We start from the raw sequence: 14,940 nt of genomic DNA on the forward strand, positions 1-14,940 counted from the left end.
CCTGATATTATTATCGATATTATAGCACTTTTTGTAAAGGGATACAAATATTATAGTGTAGTTTCTACCTGTTTTCGGTAGGCTTTTGGCGATTTTCCGCACAATTTTCGGAAAACTTTATAAAAATATCCAACGTTACTGTAGCCAACAGCATAACAAATATCTTCGATACTGTCACTAGTTGAAAGTAAGAGCTGCTGAGCGGCCTTAATGCGTTGTTTGTTTAGTAATTCTGCGAAGGTCGAATTGGTTTCACGCTTGATCAACTGTCCTAGATAGACAGGATTGATAAAGAGATCCTTACTGATATCCTTGAGGGAAAGTTCTTTCTGATAATCACGCCCAATGACTTCTAGCACACTAACCACATTTTCATTCATCCGATATTGTCCAAAGAATCGAGTCAGAGTTTCCTTGATATAAGGAACCAGTTCATCGAAGGATTGAATAGCATGAATGGTTTTAACGATATCCGTCATATCATCAGCTTTGAGGTGTTCAAACAAGTGGAAGACATCCATGACAAACTGGATAAAAAGCTGTTTGGTAATCGGAACACGGGGTGTATTTTCAAGAACTACCTTCTCCAAGAGATTCAACTCTTCCACGATTTGATTGAGATTTCCCTGAATGATAACCCTATAAATCGGTTCGTAATAGGCGAAGAGGCTCTCCGACTGCTGCAGATTTACAGAGCCGTAAAAGAGGGCTTTCTCAGCATTCAGCTTCCAACGTTCAAAATGTTCTTGATAAGGGGCTTCAAAGGGAGTAACGACTAAACCATCTAGGGGTTGGTCAGAAATGAAAATCTGCCAGTCTTGACCCAAGACATAGTAGGGAATGGTGAAGGAACCTTGCTTTTCCTTAGATAGGCCTATCCACCAATTCTCCTTACCACCTAAATAACTGACAAATCCAGCCTCGTCTAAATCTTGACTGAGGGTCTGACTTTTCTTTCCTCTCTCGCCGAGCTGACCCGCAATCTTCTCTAGCAGATTACCCAACTCTACCTTATCAACAGGCTTGACCAGATAGTCCACAACACTAAGGTTCATGGCTTTTTTTACGTAATCAAACTCCTGATAACCTGAGAGCAAGATATAGGCAGCATCTGGTAATATCTCTTTCATTTCCTTAATCATCTCAAGCCCTGTCTTATCTGGCATATTGACATCGGAAATGACCACATCAACAGGATTTTCCTGCACATATTCTAGAGCTTCATCGGCATGACTGGCTGTTGCGACGACCTCCATATCCCACTTATCAAAGGGAATCAAACGCTTCAGACCTTCTGTCACCATGTACTCATCATCTACTAATAATACTTTATACATTTTCTCCCTTTCTACTCATCTTGAATTGTAATACGATACTGAACACCTGCTTGTTCTGCAGACTCTACACTAATGGCATAGCGGTCCCCAAAATAAAGTACAAAACGCTCATGTACATTGACAATCCCGATAGACTGCCTTTGGGCACTGTAGCTGACTTGGTGTTCAAAATGTCTCTGACTTAATTTTTCTCGAATACTTGTCAGTTTTTCAACCGACATTCCACGGCCATTATCGACCACCAAAATTTCTACAAAACCATCCTGTTTAAGCGCCTTGATGCTAATCACATTATCTGTCCGTCTGTGGTCAACACCATGCGCGAAATAATTTTCTACCAGCGGTTGCAAGGTAAACTTAGGAATCTTCATATTCTCTAGCTCTGGGTCTATCTTGAAACCATAGGCAATGGACTTGGGATAGCGAACCATGCAGAGATAGCTGTATTTACGGCAAAATTCTAATTCCTGTTTGAGAAGAGTCTCTCTTTCGTCGGAAATATTGTTACGCAAGAGACTACTGAATTCATAAATGATATCTGCCAACTCATCTTGACTTTGCATGACTGCATACATACGCAAGAACTCCAGAGTATTGTACATGAAGTGAGGGTTGATTTGCGCCTGCAGGGCTCGCATATTGGCATCTTTTTGACTAAGCTCTAGCTGATAAATATCATGGATATTCTTTTCCAAACGATCCAACATATCATTGGTCGTCTCTGCGATTAGGAGCAATTCCTGATCCTTTTCAAGCGTATCAATGCGAAGACCTTCTTGCCCTTGGGCAATAGCATGGATGGAATCCACCAGATCCACTACCTGCTTTTGATAATTAGCAAAGGTCTGCCTCAAAGTCAGATAGAGAATGACAATAAAGAGAAGGCTCAAGCCCACAATCAAAGCAGAACTAGCCACTGTTTCTTGTAAAACAAAGTTTTTAGGAACTGCCACCTGAACCTGATAGCCATGAGAGGTAAAACCGACAAACCAGTTCTCATGTTCCCTATTAACCCTCTCACCAATATGAAAAATCTCCGTATCAAATGGCGACGTCACAGTAACAGCCATCGGAATATGACCTCGGGTATTGTCAATGGCATGATATAAAACTTCTGGATCCAAGGAGATGTAAATCACTCCTATAGATTGATCCGTTGCTGGGTCCAGAACTGGAATACCAAAACTATTGGCCTCTGGTTTAAAGGCCTCAGCAGGCAAGATATGACCACTTCTTTTATCCCTTGTTGAAACATAAACTTCTTTAAAATCCTGCAAGACGATTGCCACACCCGTTATAGAGTCATTTTGAACATAAAGATCATCAATGTTTTCATACAGAGAAATAGAAGTTGACGAAGCTGCTTGATGCTCCAACAGCCAATAAAAATACTCAGAAGTTGACAAGCTAAAGTACTTATAAACCCCTTGTATCCGGTCTTGATTGGCTACTAAATCTTGCGCCAGTTGGGCTGACTCCCGATAATAATACTCCACCTCATCGACTGTTCGAGTGGTTACACGTTGGGCTACTCTTTGAGCTTCCTTTTCCCGTGAATCCCAGTCAGCGTAAGAGAGTAAGATTGCAAAACTCGCAATAATAATCATCATAACTGAACTGTAGGTTCTTAGAAGCGTATGTAGCCAAAACTGCTTCATTCTATTTTGTCGCCAATTTTTCATGGATACTTTCATAGACCGGTTCCAACATATCACTGATAAAGAAATGCCACATCCCAATTCCTACAAAGAAAAGTAGGGCAGGCATATAGTAACCAATTGCCACAAGTAGCACTGTCCCAAGGAGAACCTTGGCCACAGCTGCTAGACTCATAAAGATGCCAATCAAGGATAGTTTGAGACTATTTCGATAGGACAAATCAAAATAAACTTGTAATTTCAAAGACACTGTATAGGCCAAAAAGATCAGGGCAACTACTAGGACATTCAAAAAGGTCGCAATCAAATGAATAATAGTCTGATGAGGCAATTGCACCAAGAGATACAGGCCATAGACCAAAACTAGATCCACCCCTAAAAAGCTATAGAAAATCAGGTTGCTTGAGACGAAATTTTGCTTATAAAGAGACCACGCCTCCTTCAAACTATATTCCCGAAAGCTATAACCATGTTCAGCATATAGGCTCATCAAGGTGGCACTAGCCGGCGCTAGACCAAGGATAATCCCTCCCACCAAGGTTAATAGCCAAAAGAAGGCTGTCGCAATCATCCCTAAAAAGAAACGATTAAAGACAAAGTCTAAAAATCTCCCCATGATATCCTCCTAAAAATAACTATGAAACTATTATATCATATTTCAAGCGTTTTCAAAAACTTCTAGTATCCATTTACAATCCCACCAAACCATGGTAAAATGAGAATTGTGAAAAAATTATCAGGAGACAATTCATGAAGAAATCTATCTTAACTACACTGCTTTTTGCAGTTCTTTACTTCCTCTGCATGGGGATTGGTGTCCTTTTGGGCAATCTCTTTGACCAAACTGGAAACATGTTTTATGCGCCTGCCTTTACTGCCCTTGTCGGCGGTAGCGTCTATATGATCCTAGTCGCAAAAGTTCCGCGTTTTGGAGCCATTACCACTATCGGCCTTGTCATCTCCCTCTTTTTCTTGGGGACTAAACACGGTGCCGGTGCCTTCCTTCCTGGAATTATCTGTGGCCTGCTAGCAGATGCAGTAGCTAACCTCGGAAAATACAAGGACCAAACTAAGAATTTCCTTTCTTTCATACTCTTTGCCTTTAGCACATCAGGACCAATTCTAATCATGTGGATTGCGCCCAAAGCCTATATGGCAACCCTTCTAGCAAGAGGAAAATCACAAGAATATATCGACCGTATCATGGTTGCGCCAAACCCTGGAACCATCCTTCTATTTATCGCAAGTATTGTCATCGGAGCCCTAGTGGGTGCCTTGATTGGACAAGCCTTGAGTAAAAAATTGGCACAGAAAATCTGATTACTAAAAAAGAGCCACACGGCTCTTTTTTATTTATGACTCAATTTTTTAGTCAAGAAGTCTCCCAAGAATTGGATTGCAAAGATAATCAAAATGATAATGATGGTTGCCAAGATAGTTACATCGTGATTGTAGCGGTTAAATCCATAAGCAATGGCTACGTTACCGATACCACCAGCTCCAACCGCACCGGCCATGGCTGTTTCACCAACAAGTGAAATCAAGGTCACAGTCGTCACACGAATCAAATCTGAAAGACCTTCTGATAGGTAGACACCCACGATATCCCAGAATGTTGCTCCGCTCGCTTGAGCCGCCTCAATGACACCACCATCCAGTTCAGCCAATACCACCTGCACCTGACGGGCAAAGAAGGCAAAGACTGCAAAAGATAGCGGTACGATAGCCGCATTTGGCCCGATACTTGTCCCTACGATTAGATGAGAGAAGGGTGACAAGACTGCCAAGAGAATGATAAATGGAACCGCACGGAAAATAGAGGTGATTTTATCCAAAATCCAGAAAACGACTTTATTTTCCAAGACACCACCTGGCGCAGTCAAGACAAGGAAAAGACCCGCCACTAGACCCAAGAACCCTCCGATGATGAAGGAAAGAACTGTCATATAGAGGGTTAGGTAGATGGCTGTTCCCCAGCCTGCCTGACCAGCCCAGCCCATCTTATAGACATTTGGCAAATAGGTTTGAATCAATGATTCCATCTTACTGTCCTCCCTTCAATACTTTTAGTTGTACGCCTGCTTGACGAATGGCATCTTGAGCACCTGCCAACGCTGCTTTTTCACCTGACAAGACCACAACCAATTCTCCAACAGGAGTACCATCGAGAATTTCGATATTTCCATAGAGGATATTAGCTGTTACTTGGTAATGCTTGTACAATTCATTCAAAAGTGGCTCGTCTGTCGAAGCACCTGCATACTTGAGTTGCACTAAAAGACTGTTTTCAGACAGATGTTCCACGATTTCTTGCTTCTCAATCTTGACCATGGCTTCGTCAATACCTGTAGCTGTTGAGATAAAGTCCTGGGTCAAGGGTTGTTTAGGGTCTGAGAAGATTTCAAGAACACTACCCTCTTCAATCAAATGCCCATCCTGCATAACTGCCACACGATTGGCAATATCTTTGACAATCTGCATTTCATGCGTAATCAAGACAACAGTCAAGCCTAATTTTTGGTTCAAATCTTGCAACAAGGCCAAAATCTGCTTGGTTGTCTTAGGGTCAAGGGCAGAAGTTGACTCATCTGAAATCAAGATTTTTGGATCATTTGCCAAAGCACGCGCAATGGCCACACGTTGTTTTTGCCCTCCAGATAATTGTGAAGGGTAGTTTTCAGCACGGTCTGCCAAGCCAACCAAGTCCAACAACTTAGCTACTTTAGCCTTCTTTTCTTCCTTGCTAAGTCCAGAATGTTTAAGGGCAAAGGCTACATTCTCCTCTGCTGTCTTTTGGCTCATCAGGTTAAAATGCTGGAAAATCATTCCGATATCTTGACGTTTACGACGCAACTGCTCAGCCGTCAAGGTCACCTTGCCATCAAAAATCACATCGTCGTCAATGGTAATTTTCCCTGCAGATGGTTTTTGCAAGAGATTAATCACCCGTACAAGGGTTGATTTCCCTGCTCCAGAATATCCAACGATTCCGTAGATATCCCCTTCTTGAATGTGAATGGTCACATCCTTGACCGCTGTGATGGTTCTCTTCTTTTGATGAAAAGTCACATCGATCTGATCTAACTTGATAATATCTCTACTCATAGCTTCTAATCAGCTCCTCTACTAATTCAATATGGGTGTAATAATCGGCGATTCGCACATTTTCATCTCCACCGTGGTCTCGACTATTGGCATTTCCTAGACCGAAGGCCACCATTGGCACCTCTAGGGCATCAAAAACCGTATGCATAGGCCCTGTCCCCGCTGTTGTCGGCAAGACTGAAACGCCCTGTGGATAGAATTTCTTGGCCAACTCGATTACATTGAGAATGGCTGGCGCGCTCATATCGCTTCGATAGCTCATCTCTCCCAAGGTATAGTATAATTCTACCTTATCAAAGCCATTTTTGTCTAGCTGTTTCCGAATTTTTTCCAGAACATCATGCGGTTCTAGACCAGGAACCAAACGAACCTCTAGCTTGGCACTGGCTTCTGCAGGTAAAATCGTTTTGACTCCTTGTCCTTGATAACCTGACTGAATCCCTTCGATATTAAGAGCTGGTTCAAAAAAGAAACGTTTTAGAAAGGCCACGCGGTCCTCTTGTAAGAGAGGCAATTCCAAACCATAAATCTGGCTGATTTCCCCTGGATTTCGTTGAGCGTAGGTATCCACCAAGGCCAATTCACGTTCATTTGGCTCTTGCACTTCTTCGTACAAACCTTCAACCAAGATACGACCATCTGCGGCACGAAGAGACTGTAGAGCTTGAAGGAGGTACCAGGGAGCTGACTCCACAACCCCACCATAACTAGAGTGGATATCTACATCAGCACTTTTAACCTTGGCATCAAAGGTCACAATCCCCTTATTTCCACCAGAAATTTCTAACTGTTCCAAGGCATTTTTGGTCCCTTGTTCCCAGACCAACAAATCTGCACCACGGAGTTTGTCCGCATGTTTTTCCAGATACTTATCTAGGTCTGTCGAAGCTGATTCCTCCGCTCCCTCCATGATAAAACTGATATTGACAGGCAGATCATCATGGTGCTGCATGTATTTTCTCAAAGCACTCAAACGAGCCGTGATATGACCCTTATCATCATCAACCCCACGCCCATACATGAAGCCATTGCGGACCGAAAGCGTAAAGGGATCCTCTGTCCAGACCTGATCCCCGTCCGCTGGCACAGTGTCATAGTGGTTATAGAAAATCAGGGTCTTGGCATCTGGACGCGAACTCTTGAAATGTGCCATGACAAAAGGCGCCGTATAAGTCTCATCAATCTCCACTTCAGCCCCAACACGCTTAAAAATCTCACCCAGATAGTTTGCGACTTCCTTAAGTCCAACCTGTTGGGCAAAGACCGACTTCTTAGAAATCAAGGTACGCAAAACCTCAAAATAATGCTGGGCTACCTGATCCTTTTCAAATTTTTCAATCTGTTCTTGTTCGCTAGGAAAAACCATATTCTCTCTACCTTTCTATGAACTACTCTTCCTGACAATCCATGCTCTATACAAAAGCAAGAGGTGGAATTTTCTCTCCCACCTCCCTGTTTCTTATTACCAAACTGGTTGATCCAAACCGTCTGATGTTTCTTCGATAACTTTTTTCACCTCATCTGTGTGGTAAGCTGCGATCACTTTCTTGATAGCATCAGCTTTTGGTGATGTTTCCCAATCTTTTTTCGCAACGATGATGTTGTACCATTGTTTTGAATTTTCATCAGCTTGTTCTTTGAAAAGTGCTTTCTTGTAGTCCAATTTTGCTTCTGTAACGAAGGTATTGTTTACAACGGCAGCATCAACTGATGACAATGAACGAGCTGTTTGGCTAGCGTCCAATTCAGTAATTTTCAAGTTCTTTGGATTCTCTTTGATGTTAGCAACTGTTGCAAGAGCAGTTCCTGAAACATCCAATTTAATCAAGCCAGCTGATTGAAGCAAGTAAAGCGCACGGCTTTCGTTTGTAGCGTCATTCGGTACAGCGATTTCTCCGTTTGCTGGGATGTCTTCTACTTTAGTGTACTTGTTGTCACTTCCATTCAAACCTGAGTAAAGGCGAATTGGAGAGATGTAAGTATCAGCAATCGCTACAAGGTCTTTTCCGTTTTCTTTGTTCCAGTTGTTCAAGAAATTATAGTGTTGGAAAGCGTTCAAGTCTACTTCGCCATCAGCAGTTGCCTTGTTTGGTTGTGAGTAGTCTGTGAACTCTGTAAATTCCAAAGTAATACCGTCTTTTTTAACTAATTCTTGGACTTTATCCCAACGAGCTTCTTCAGAACCGCTACGGTTAACAGTTGCGATTTTGATAGTTGTTGCATTGTCTGCTTTCTTTTCTGAGTTTCCGCAAGCTGCAAGAGCCAAACCTGCGACTGTAGCAAGGGCTGCTACACCAAGCCATTTTTTGATTTTCATGATTCTTTCTCCTTAAAAATAATACCGTACTAGTATCTCACAATTTGTTTGATTTCACAAATTGTTATTAGATAGCCAGATATATAGTTTAAAACTATAACCCTAAAAATTGAGAAATCACCCACCTTACTCAGAATGGATGATTTCAAGAAATTATTTAATATCAGCTTCTGCTGGTAGATAAGTGTCTCCGAAGAATTGTTTAGACAATTTTTCAAGAGTTCCATCTTTGTAGAGTTCTTGGATACGTTTGTCTACAAATGTTTTCAACTCATCTTGACCTTTGGCAAGAAGTGGGTAAACGTAAGGTTGTTGGTCGCTTGGAAGTTCAATAACTTTCAAGTTGTCCAAACCTTGGTTCTTGATAACTGTTTCAACACCGATTTTATCAAAAATCTTGTAGTCAAACTGACCATCGCTCAAGCGTCCCATGATTTGTTGGAAGTCTGCTCTAGTATAGTTAAGGACAGTTGGATTATCTGAGTGTTGCTTGTTGTAGTCTTCTAACTGTTTAGCTGATGTTGTCCCTTGAACAACTTCTGTTGATTTTCCACCGATATCATCAAGCGATTTGATACTAGAGTCGTCTTTCTTCACGACAAGAACGTTAGGGTTTTTAGCAGTTGGCGCTGCGTAAAGATATTTTTCTGCACGTTCTTTAGTGTAGCTGATGTTGTTAACGGCCATTTGGTAACGGTCAGCATCAAGTCCTGCAAAGATTCCTGACCACTCTGTCTTCTCAAACTTGATATCATACTTGTCAGAGTCTTTAAAGATAGCGCGAACCACTTCAATTTCATAACCAGTCAATTCGCCATTTTCTTCGTAGTTGAATGGTTTTGGTGAAGCATTGGTTGCAACGATAATTTCTTTCTTGCTAGCTGCTTCTCCTTCTTTCTTAGCACCACCTGAGCAAGCTGCTAGCACACCTGCAGCAACAAGTCCTAAGGCAGCAAGAGATGAGTATTTAACGATTTTTTTCATGTCATTTCCTCCAAAATAGAATACCTTATAATCTTAACAGAAAAAGACCATTTACGCCATTATATGATATCTATCTCTGTGATAGGTTTTCTTTATGGCTGATTTAAAAGACCCAACGCAAGACGGCAATCAAGACCACTCCAAAGAGAACTGTTCCGACTAGATTGCGGTAGCGAAAGGCCACCCAAGCCGTTGGAAAGACTGCTAAGAAGTCCAGCCATTTGATTTGAGGAAAGCTACCAACCTTACCAGTCACTACACTTGAAAGAATCAAGGCAAAGATAATAGAAACGGGCAAGAACTTCAAAAAACGCTCAACGATAGCAGGCAAGCCCTTATACTTGACCAAGATGAAGGGAATCATACGGGGAATCCAGGTCACAAGACCAGAGAAAATAACTGCTAATAAAAGATACTTACTGACCATCTAAAACCACCCCCATTGTACAACCAAGTAGCGTCGCAAACAGAACAGCTAGCGACTGAGACACCACTGTCAAGAGTAAAAAGAAGGACACCGCAACAACTGCTAGGATAATGAGCAGATTGCGGACAGGAATCCGTCTTTGCATAATCTGGAATTGCGAAGCAAAAATTCCGATGAACATCCCAACCAGGGCAAAATCCAAGCCAAAGATTTCTGGATTTGGCAGCAGGCCACCCAGAGCCGTTCCGACAACTGTTCCCACAAACCAAGCCACATAGCTGTTGAGATTGTTTCCGTGCATCCACATAGGATTGACCTTGTCTGTATGGGCCAATTCGCCCATCAAAACGCCATAGGTCTCATCCGTCAAGAGACTAGACATACCGATATTTTGCCAAAGACTGGTATGACGGAAATAGGTCGACGCATGCAAACTCAACAAAAAGAGACGCAAATTGATTAGAAAAACCGTCATGGCAATGGCCGCCACAGGTGCTTGAACCGCAATCAGGGCCAGCATGGCAAACTGGGCACTCCCAGCATAAACAAAGAGGCTCATCAAGCCCATCTCAACAGGTGTCACATAGGGCGCACCGATAATCCCACAGGCCAGTCCGATACTGACATAACCAAGGGCCGTTGGCATCGCTGCCTGCGCCCCCTCCCAAAATCCTTTTTCTTTCATCTTTCTCCTCATATTGTCTTAATAATACTCAATGAAAGTCAAAGAGCAAACTAGGAAGCTAGCCGCAGGCTGTACTTGAGTACGGCAAGGCGAAGCTGACGCGGTTTGAAGAGATTTTCGAAGAGTATAAGTAGGCTGAAAATGCTCCAGCCATAGCATGGACTATTATAACACATTCAGGAAAGAGAAAAAAGTCTGCTGATTGTAATCAGACAGACTCCATTTTATTCCAGTGTATCAAAAGCGAGGCTTGGTTTGGCATTGAGATCCAAGTCTTACTTATATTTAGATTCATCCATTATGCGATGTTAATACCGTACTTTATAATAAATCATATTTTTAAAATACCAGACCACACTATTCCCTGCTTATATTTAGCTTCTTTCTTTTGGACAAATTTTGCTAAGTCCAACAACTCTGTCGGTGGTTCACCTTTAAAGCTCAATAATTCTTTAGAGACGGCAAATGAGAGACGTACAGCTAACAAATCTTCACTAGTACTAGAGAACTGTTTCGCTGTTTCCAGCAATTGCTTCCTAAATTCTTCCGTCAAGCGAATTTCTTTATTATTGTACAGGGAATGAATTAAAATTTGTAACTGACTCTGTTTTTCCATCGTTTACCTCATTTTATCTAGGACTCCAAGTTTCACTTTTAGTCCAGCCATTTACAGTATTTCAACATTAAAAATAAACTGTACGAGTCTCTAGTTGTAACCCACTTCTGCGACCTAGGATTTGCTTTAAGTACTTTACAAGGACAGTATAACACGAAAATTGGCTTATTTTAGAAAATCGCATATTTGACATTTTTTCTTATAGAAATTTCAGATTTGCGATTGTGGACTACTCAATAAGTTCTTTGTATTGCTGAAAACGCAATTCGAAGAGGGCTGTTAATTGTGGATTTTCTAGTACTTGCAGAGATTGGATAAAGTGTTCAATCTCTTTTTGATTGCTTCCTTTGGTTTGAAGGAAAACACTCATTTTCTTTAAAAATTGCCACGATACTTTTTCAAAAACATCATATGGACGCAACATGCTCTCCAGCTCAGCTTCAAAAATTGGGATATAGGGGAAAAGCTTGCGCTCCATGAGTTCTGATAAGATATTTAAGAGCCCTTGCTTCATATACAATCGATTGTGTACTAACTCTTTAAATTCTTTAGATTTCTCAATTAAAGCAGTTGATAAAAATATCAAATCTTGATTACTTAAGAAGGGCATTGTATTGCAAAAAAGATAGAGTTCAAACCAGGTCCAAGACTCAATAGCATAGAGATAGATGGTCAGAAACTCCCTATCCTCATTTGTTAGCGGATAGCTCTTATTTAAGGAATGGATGGCATTTTTAATCACAATAGCATTCAAACGACGATAGGTCTGCGCCATCTGTTCTTGCTCGACTTCCTCCAACAGTTGCTCTAAGCCAGCAATATCTTGATGGGCAAAGCGATCTACAACCCTTCTACCAATTCGCATATGTGGGGATTCTTGATAGTTGTTAAGCTTGTGCCCAAACTCATCAAAATTCATATTGATTCCTTGGATGGCTAGGATCAACTTGTCAGCAGATAGCATAGACTGTCCTAGTTCAAACTTGGACAACTGAGAGGCTGTTAGTCCAGCACAAGCCACATCTGACTGTTTTAGCTTTCTAGCCAAGCGCAATTCCTTGTAAAGTTCTCCCAATTCCATTCTCTCAATCATCTGACCACCTCCTATTTTTTATATATTATATCATTATTTTTATAGATTTGTCAAAATATTCTGACATTTTGGTAAGTGAAAAAGCCAGCCCTAAGCTGACTCCTTATTCCATAGTATCAAAAGCGAGGCTTGGTTTGGCATTGAGGTCCAAGCTTGCAAAGTTTTCTTTGTTCCACTCGCTAACGCTGGCATAGGCAATCATACCTGCATTGTCTCCGCAGAGGCGCAGAGGTGGGATGATAACCTTAACATCTGTGATTTCGGCCGCTAGGCGTTCTCTGAGACCTTTATTGGCTGCCACACCACCTGCCACGACAAGGGTTTTAACAGGGTATTTCTCCAAAGCCTTCTTAGTTTTTGCCATGAGAATATCCAAGACAGCTGCTTGGAAGGAAGCACACAAGTCCTCTGTGGACAAGCTTTCTCCCTTTTGCTCTGCATTGTGATGAAGATTGATAAAGGCAGATTTCAAACCTGAGAATGAAAACTCCAGATTATCTTCCTTAATCATGGCACGAGGAAAATCATAAATATCCTGCCCCTGATGAGCTAGCTCGTCAATCTCACGACCGGCAGGATAGGTCAAGCCCATGACACGGCCAACCTTATCATAGGCCTCACCAACCGCGTCATCTCGCGTTTCTCCAACAATCTTGTAGTCACCAGCCTCGGAAACATAGACCAACTCCGTATGTCCACCGCTAACCAAGAGGGCTAGCAAGGGAAACTCCAAAGGCTCCACACTCTGAGCTGCCATGAGGTGGCCAGCCATGTGGTTAACGGGAATCAGCGGAAGTCCATGCGCCCAAGCAAAAGCCTTGGCAGCTGACAAACCAACTAGCAAGGCTCCGACCAAGCCTGGTCCATAGGTAACAGCCACAGCTGTCACGTCCTCTTCGGTAATCCCTGCTTCTGCCAGTGCCTCCTCGATACAGGCTGTAATGACCTCGACATGGTGACGACTGGCTACTTCCGGCACTACGCCCCCAAAACGTTTGTGACTCTCAATTTGACTAGCAATGACATTGGACAAGAGCTCATCGTCGTTTTTCAAGACGGCAACACTAGTCTCATCACAGGATGTCTCAAATGCTAAAATATATCTATCCTTCATCTATTTCTCTCTTCATGATAATGGCGTCCTCGACTGGGTCATGGTAGTAGGCCTTTCGCTCAGCGATGACTGCCATCTTTTCTTTCTTGTAAAATGCTTGCGCTCTTTGATTTGACTTTCTGACTTCGAGGAAAATCTCCTTGTCTGTCGGCAATTGAGCAAACAAGGCTGACGCAATTCCCTGACCCTGATAGGCTCCTTTGACAGCGATTTGCAGGACTTCTGCCTCAAAAAGATTCTCCTGAACAGCTAGAAAGCCAATCACTTCGGCCCCATCATAAGCCAAAGCATACCAAGTCTGGTCTTGAGCCAGGTCTGCTTGGATTTGTTCCAGCGTCCAAGGACTGACTGGGTAAACAGCTGCCATGACAGCGTAGATGTCTTGAGCCAAGTCAGGCTGCTGTTGGATTCGTTTGATCTCTATCATAGGCGTTTAATGTAAGACTCACCAGACTCGGTGTGGTTCTTAAGCCAGTTTTCCTCAGCCTCGACTCGTTTGAGGTAATTCGGCACAAAGTCATGTAAGGAGTCTGCTTCCTTATCCCAGGCCCAGAGAGCTAGATTAGCTGCATTTGGCAAGGTTTCTTTGAGATTAGTCCTTGGCAAGTGTTCTTGAATCTGCTCCACAAAGAGGCCAACTTCTCCGACAAAGGTTACCTGACTAGCACCCTTGATTAGCTCGATGACTCGCTCAAAAGGCAAGTGTGCTTCTGGCATGACAGGTTTGGCATTTTCATAAAATCCTGCATAAACATTGTTGCGACGCGCATCCATCAAGGGGACGAACAAGCCTTCTTGTTGGTAGGGCACCAGAGCCAAGAGACTCGACATACCAACCAACTCGATGTTCAGGGTATGAGCCAAAGTCTTGGCAGTGGCTACCGCAATTCGCAAGCCCGTGTAGCTACCCGGTCCTTCCGCCACCACGATTCGGTCCAAATCCTTGGGCGTCCAATCCAAACTTGCCATCAAAAAATCGATGGCAGGCATGAGGGTAATACTGTGATTTTTCTTAATATTAATCGTCGTCTCGGCAAGAACCTGCTTGTCCTCCAAAATAGCGAGAGAAAGAGCCTTGCTGGACGTATCAAAAGCTAATACTTTCATAACACATTCCTATCTTTTTGTCTGCTTACTATTATACTACAAAAGCTGGCACATGGGAATTTTCTTTGCCCCCAAACAAAAATGCCCCAGCATAAGCAGGGCATCTAAGCATTTAATCCAAAATAAAATACAAACCAAACGACATAGGTTACGAGGAGGAGAAAAAGCGAGTAGAGAGTCACAAAGGTAATTTTCCACAAGAACTTGGTTTGTCGTCGTTCCAGTTTGGCAAATAGAAGATTCCCCGCATAAACGCAAGCAACAAAAACAATAAAAGCTACCAAGCGAGCTCCGATAGCAAAAGCAAATAAGTTATACATAGGGCAACCTCCTTGACTTAAAAACTATATGGAATTATGACAAGCAATAAATTTCACTTCCATTATCAACATAACACATTTTCTTTATTTTTGCAAGCGCTTACTCGGCGAATCGACCCATGACTTTCTCGTTTCCGTCTTTTACTAATTTTTCATTTTGTGGTATAATTGAAATAA

General features: G+C 42.3%; 17 protein-coding genes. 1 reads left to right on the plus strand and 16 read right to left on the minus strand.

The features are described from left to right. Positions 1-50 precede the first annotated feature (50 nt). From N8L39_RS04855 to N8L39_RS04865, 3 genes are read right to left on the minus strand one after another with little or no spacing between them, the layout of a single operon-like run. Entirely contained in the window at positions 51-1,337 is a 1,287-nt protein-coding gene (locus N8L39_RS04855; protein ID WP_261010139.1) for a response regulator transcription factor, read from the minus strand. An 11-nt stretch (positions 1,338-1,348) separates the two neighbouring features. Beyond that, positions 1,349-3,019 carry a sensor histidine kinase gene (locus N8L39_RS04860; RefSeq protein ID WP_306800150.1) on the minus strand — a complete coding sequence of 557 codons (1,671 nt, stop codon included), beginning with the start codon at positions 3,017-3,019 and terminating at the stop codon, positions 1,349-1,351. Next, on the minus strand, positions 2,997-3,611 hold the full coding sequence (locus N8L39_RS04865) for a YesL family protein (protein ID WP_045605177.1): 615 nt from the start codon (positions 3,609-3,611) through the stop codon (positions 2,997-2,999). The genes N8L39_RS04860 and N8L39_RS04865 overlap by 23 nt, the downstream gene beginning before the upstream one ends. A gap of 134 nt (positions 3,612-3,745) precedes the next feature. Here N8L39_RS04865 and N8L39_RS04870 point away from each other — a divergent pair, with 134 nt between their 5' ends. Continuing rightward, complete coding sequence (locus N8L39_RS04870) at positions 3,746-4,315, plus strand: MptD family putative ECF transporter S component (protein WP_261010138.1); 570 nt, start codon at positions 3,746-3,748, stop codon at positions 4,313-4,315. Positions 4,316-4,344: 29 nt separating this feature from the next. Here the strand turns inward: N8L39_RS04870 and N8L39_RS04875 are convergent, their stop codons facing one another. The 13 genes from N8L39_RS04875 to N8L39_RS04935 form a co-directional block, all read right to left on the minus strand. Further along, entirely contained in the window at positions 4,345-5,037 is a 693-nt protein-coding gene (locus N8L39_RS04875) for a methionine ABC transporter permease (protein ID WP_261010137.1), read from the minus strand. Between the two features lies 1 nt (position 5,038). Continuing rightward, positions 5,039-6,100: a methionine ABC transporter ATP-binding protein gene (locus tag N8L39_RS04880; protein ID WP_049510500.1), complete on the minus strand. Its 1,062-nt coding sequence runs from the start codon at positions 6,098-6,100 to the stop codon at positions 5,039-5,041. Beyond that, positions 6,093-7,466, minus strand: coding sequence for a M20 family metallopeptidase (locus N8L39_RS04885; protein WP_004260932.1), 1,374 nt, complete (start codon positions 7,464-7,466; stop codon positions 6,093-6,095). Before N8L39_RS04885 ends, N8L39_RS04880 begins: the two co-directional genes overlap by 8 nt. A gap of 96 nt (positions 7,467-7,562) precedes the next feature. After that, positions 7,563-8,417, minus strand: a complete 855-nt coding sequence (locus tag N8L39_RS04890; RefSeq protein ID WP_033685605.1) for a MetQ/NlpA family ABC transporter substrate-binding protein — start codon at positions 8,415-8,417, stop codon at positions 7,563-7,565. A gap of 153 nt (positions 8,418-8,570) precedes the next feature. Next, positions 8,571-9,401, minus strand: coding sequence for an amino acid ABC transporter substrate-binding protein (locus N8L39_RS04895; RefSeq protein WP_261010136.1), 831 nt, complete (start codon positions 9,399-9,401; stop codon positions 8,571-8,573). A 103-nt stretch (positions 9,402-9,504) separates the two neighbouring features. Beyond that, positions 9,505-9,828, minus strand: coding sequence for an AzlD domain-containing protein (locus N8L39_RS04900; RefSeq protein WP_261010135.1), 324 nt, complete (start codon positions 9,826-9,828; stop codon positions 9,505-9,507). Beyond that, positions 9,818-10,513 (minus strand): AzlC family ABC transporter permease, encoded by a 696-nt coding sequence (locus N8L39_RS04905; RefSeq protein ID WP_000659743.1) that lies wholly within the window; start codon positions 10,511-10,513, stop codon positions 9,818-9,820. The genes N8L39_RS04900 and N8L39_RS04905 overlap by 11 nt, the downstream gene beginning before the upstream one ends. A 331-nt stretch (positions 10,514-10,844) precedes the next feature. Continuing rightward, positions 10,845-11,129 (minus strand): bacteriocin immunity family protein, encoded by a 285-nt coding sequence (locus N8L39_RS04910; RefSeq protein ID WP_261010134.1) that lies wholly within the window; start codon positions 11,127-11,129, stop codon positions 10,845-10,847. Positions 11,130-11,358: 229 nt separating this feature from the next. Continuing rightward, positions 11,359-12,222 (minus strand): XRE/MutR family transcriptional regulator, encoded by an 864-nt coding sequence (locus N8L39_RS04915; RefSeq protein WP_261010133.1) that lies wholly within the window; start codon positions 12,220-12,222, stop codon positions 11,359-11,361. A gap of 103 nt (positions 12,223-12,325) precedes the next feature. Then, complete coding sequence (gene tsaD, locus N8L39_RS04920; protein WP_261010132.1) at positions 12,326-13,336, minus strand: tRNA (adenosine(37)-N6)-threonylcarbamoyltransferase complex transferase subunit TsaD; 1,011 nt, start codon at positions 13,334-13,336, stop codon at positions 12,326-12,328. Further along, positions 13,326-13,763, minus strand: a complete 438-nt coding sequence (rimI, locus tag N8L39_RS04925; protein WP_261010131.1) for a ribosomal protein S18-alanine N-acetyltransferase — start codon at positions 13,761-13,763, stop codon at positions 13,326-13,328. Before rimI ends, tsaD begins: the two co-directional genes overlap by 11 nt. After that, positions 13,760-14,443 (minus strand): tRNA (adenosine(37)-N6)-threonylcarbamoyltransferase complex dimerization subunit type 1 TsaB, encoded by a 684-nt coding sequence (gene tsaB, locus N8L39_RS04930; protein ID WP_261010130.1) that lies wholly within the window; start codon positions 14,441-14,443, stop codon positions 13,760-13,762. Before tsaB ends, rimI begins: the two co-directional genes overlap by 4 nt. 104 nt (positions 14,444-14,547) lie before the next feature. Beyond that, positions 14,548-14,763 (minus strand): hypothetical protein, encoded by a 216-nt coding sequence (locus N8L39_RS04935; RefSeq protein ID WP_000282478.1) that lies wholly within the window; start codon positions 14,761-14,763, stop codon positions 14,548-14,550. Positions 14,764-14,940: the final 177 nt, after the last annotated feature.

The sequence above is a fragment of the Streptococcus mitis genome (assembly GCF_946190285.1).
Classification (GTDB): Bacteria; Bacillota; Bacilli; order Lactobacillales; family Streptococcaceae; genus Streptococcus; species Streptococcus mitis_CP.

Excerpts from the sequence above, each read along its gene's own strand:
- N8L39_RS04935 (WP_000282478.1), bottom strand. The coding sequence starts at position 14,763 with ATGTATAACTTATTTGCTTTTGCTATCGGAGCTCGCTTGGTAGCTTTT.
- N8L39_RS04905 (WP_000659743.1), bottom strand. The coding sequence starts at position 10,513 with ATGAAAGAAAAAGGATTTTGGGAGGGGGCGCAGGCAGCGATGCCAACG.
- N8L39_RS04855 (WP_261010139.1), bottom strand. The coding sequence starts at position 1,337 with ATGTATAAAGTATTATTAGTAGATGATGAGTACATGGTGACAGAAGGT.
- N8L39_RS04895 (WP_261010136.1), bottom strand. The coding sequence starts at position 9,401 with ATGAAAAAAATCGTTAAATACTCATCTCTTGCTGCCTTAGGACTTGTT.
- tsaB (WP_261010130.1), bottom strand. The coding sequence starts at position 14,443 with ATGAAAGTATTAGCTTTTGATACGTCCAGCAAGGCTCTTTCTCTCGCT.
- N8L39_RS04910 (WP_261010134.1), bottom strand. The coding sequence starts at position 11,129 with ATGGAAAAACAGAGTCAGTTACAAATTTTAATTCATTCCCTGTACAAT.
- tsaD (WP_261010132.1), bottom strand. The coding sequence starts at position 13,336 with ATGAAGGATAGATATATTTTAGCATTTGAGACATCCTGTGATGAGACT.
- N8L39_RS04860 (WP_306800150.1), bottom strand. The coding sequence starts at position 3,019 with ATGAAAAATTGGCGACAAAATAGAATGAAGCAGTTTTGGCTACATACG.
- N8L39_RS04915 (WP_261010133.1), bottom strand. The coding sequence starts at position 12,222 with ATGATTGAGAGAATGGAATTGGGAGAACTTTACAAGGAATTGCGCTTG.
- N8L39_RS04885 (WP_004260932.1), bottom strand. The coding sequence starts at position 7,466 with ATGGTTTTTCCTAGCGAACAAGAACAGATTGAAAAATTTGAAAAGGAT.
- N8L39_RS04870 (WP_261010138.1), top strand. The coding sequence starts at position 3,746 with ATGAAGAAATCTATCTTAACTACACTGCTTTTTGCAGTTCTTTACTTC.
- N8L39_RS04900 (WP_261010135.1), bottom strand. The coding sequence starts at position 9,828 with ATGGTCAGTAAGTATCTTTTATTAGCAGTTATTTTCTCTGGTCTTGTG.
- N8L39_RS04880 (WP_049510500.1), bottom strand. The coding sequence starts at position 6,100 with ATGAGTAGAGATATTATCAAGTTAGATCAGATCGATGTGACTTTTCAT.
- rimI (WP_261010131.1), bottom strand. The coding sequence starts at position 13,763 with ATGATAGAGATCAAACGAATCCAACAGCAGCCTGACTTGGCTCAAGAC.
- N8L39_RS04890 (WP_033685605.1), bottom strand. The coding sequence starts at position 8,417 with ATGAAAATCAAAAAATGGCTTGGTGTAGCAGCCCTTGCTACAGTCGCA.
- N8L39_RS04875 (WP_261010137.1), bottom strand. The coding sequence starts at position 5,037 with ATGGAATCATTGATTCAAACCTATTTGCCAAATGTCTATAAGATGGGC.
- N8L39_RS04865 (WP_045605177.1), bottom strand. The coding sequence starts at position 3,611 with ATGGGGAGATTTTTAGACTTTGTCTTTAATCGTTTCTTTTTAGGGATG.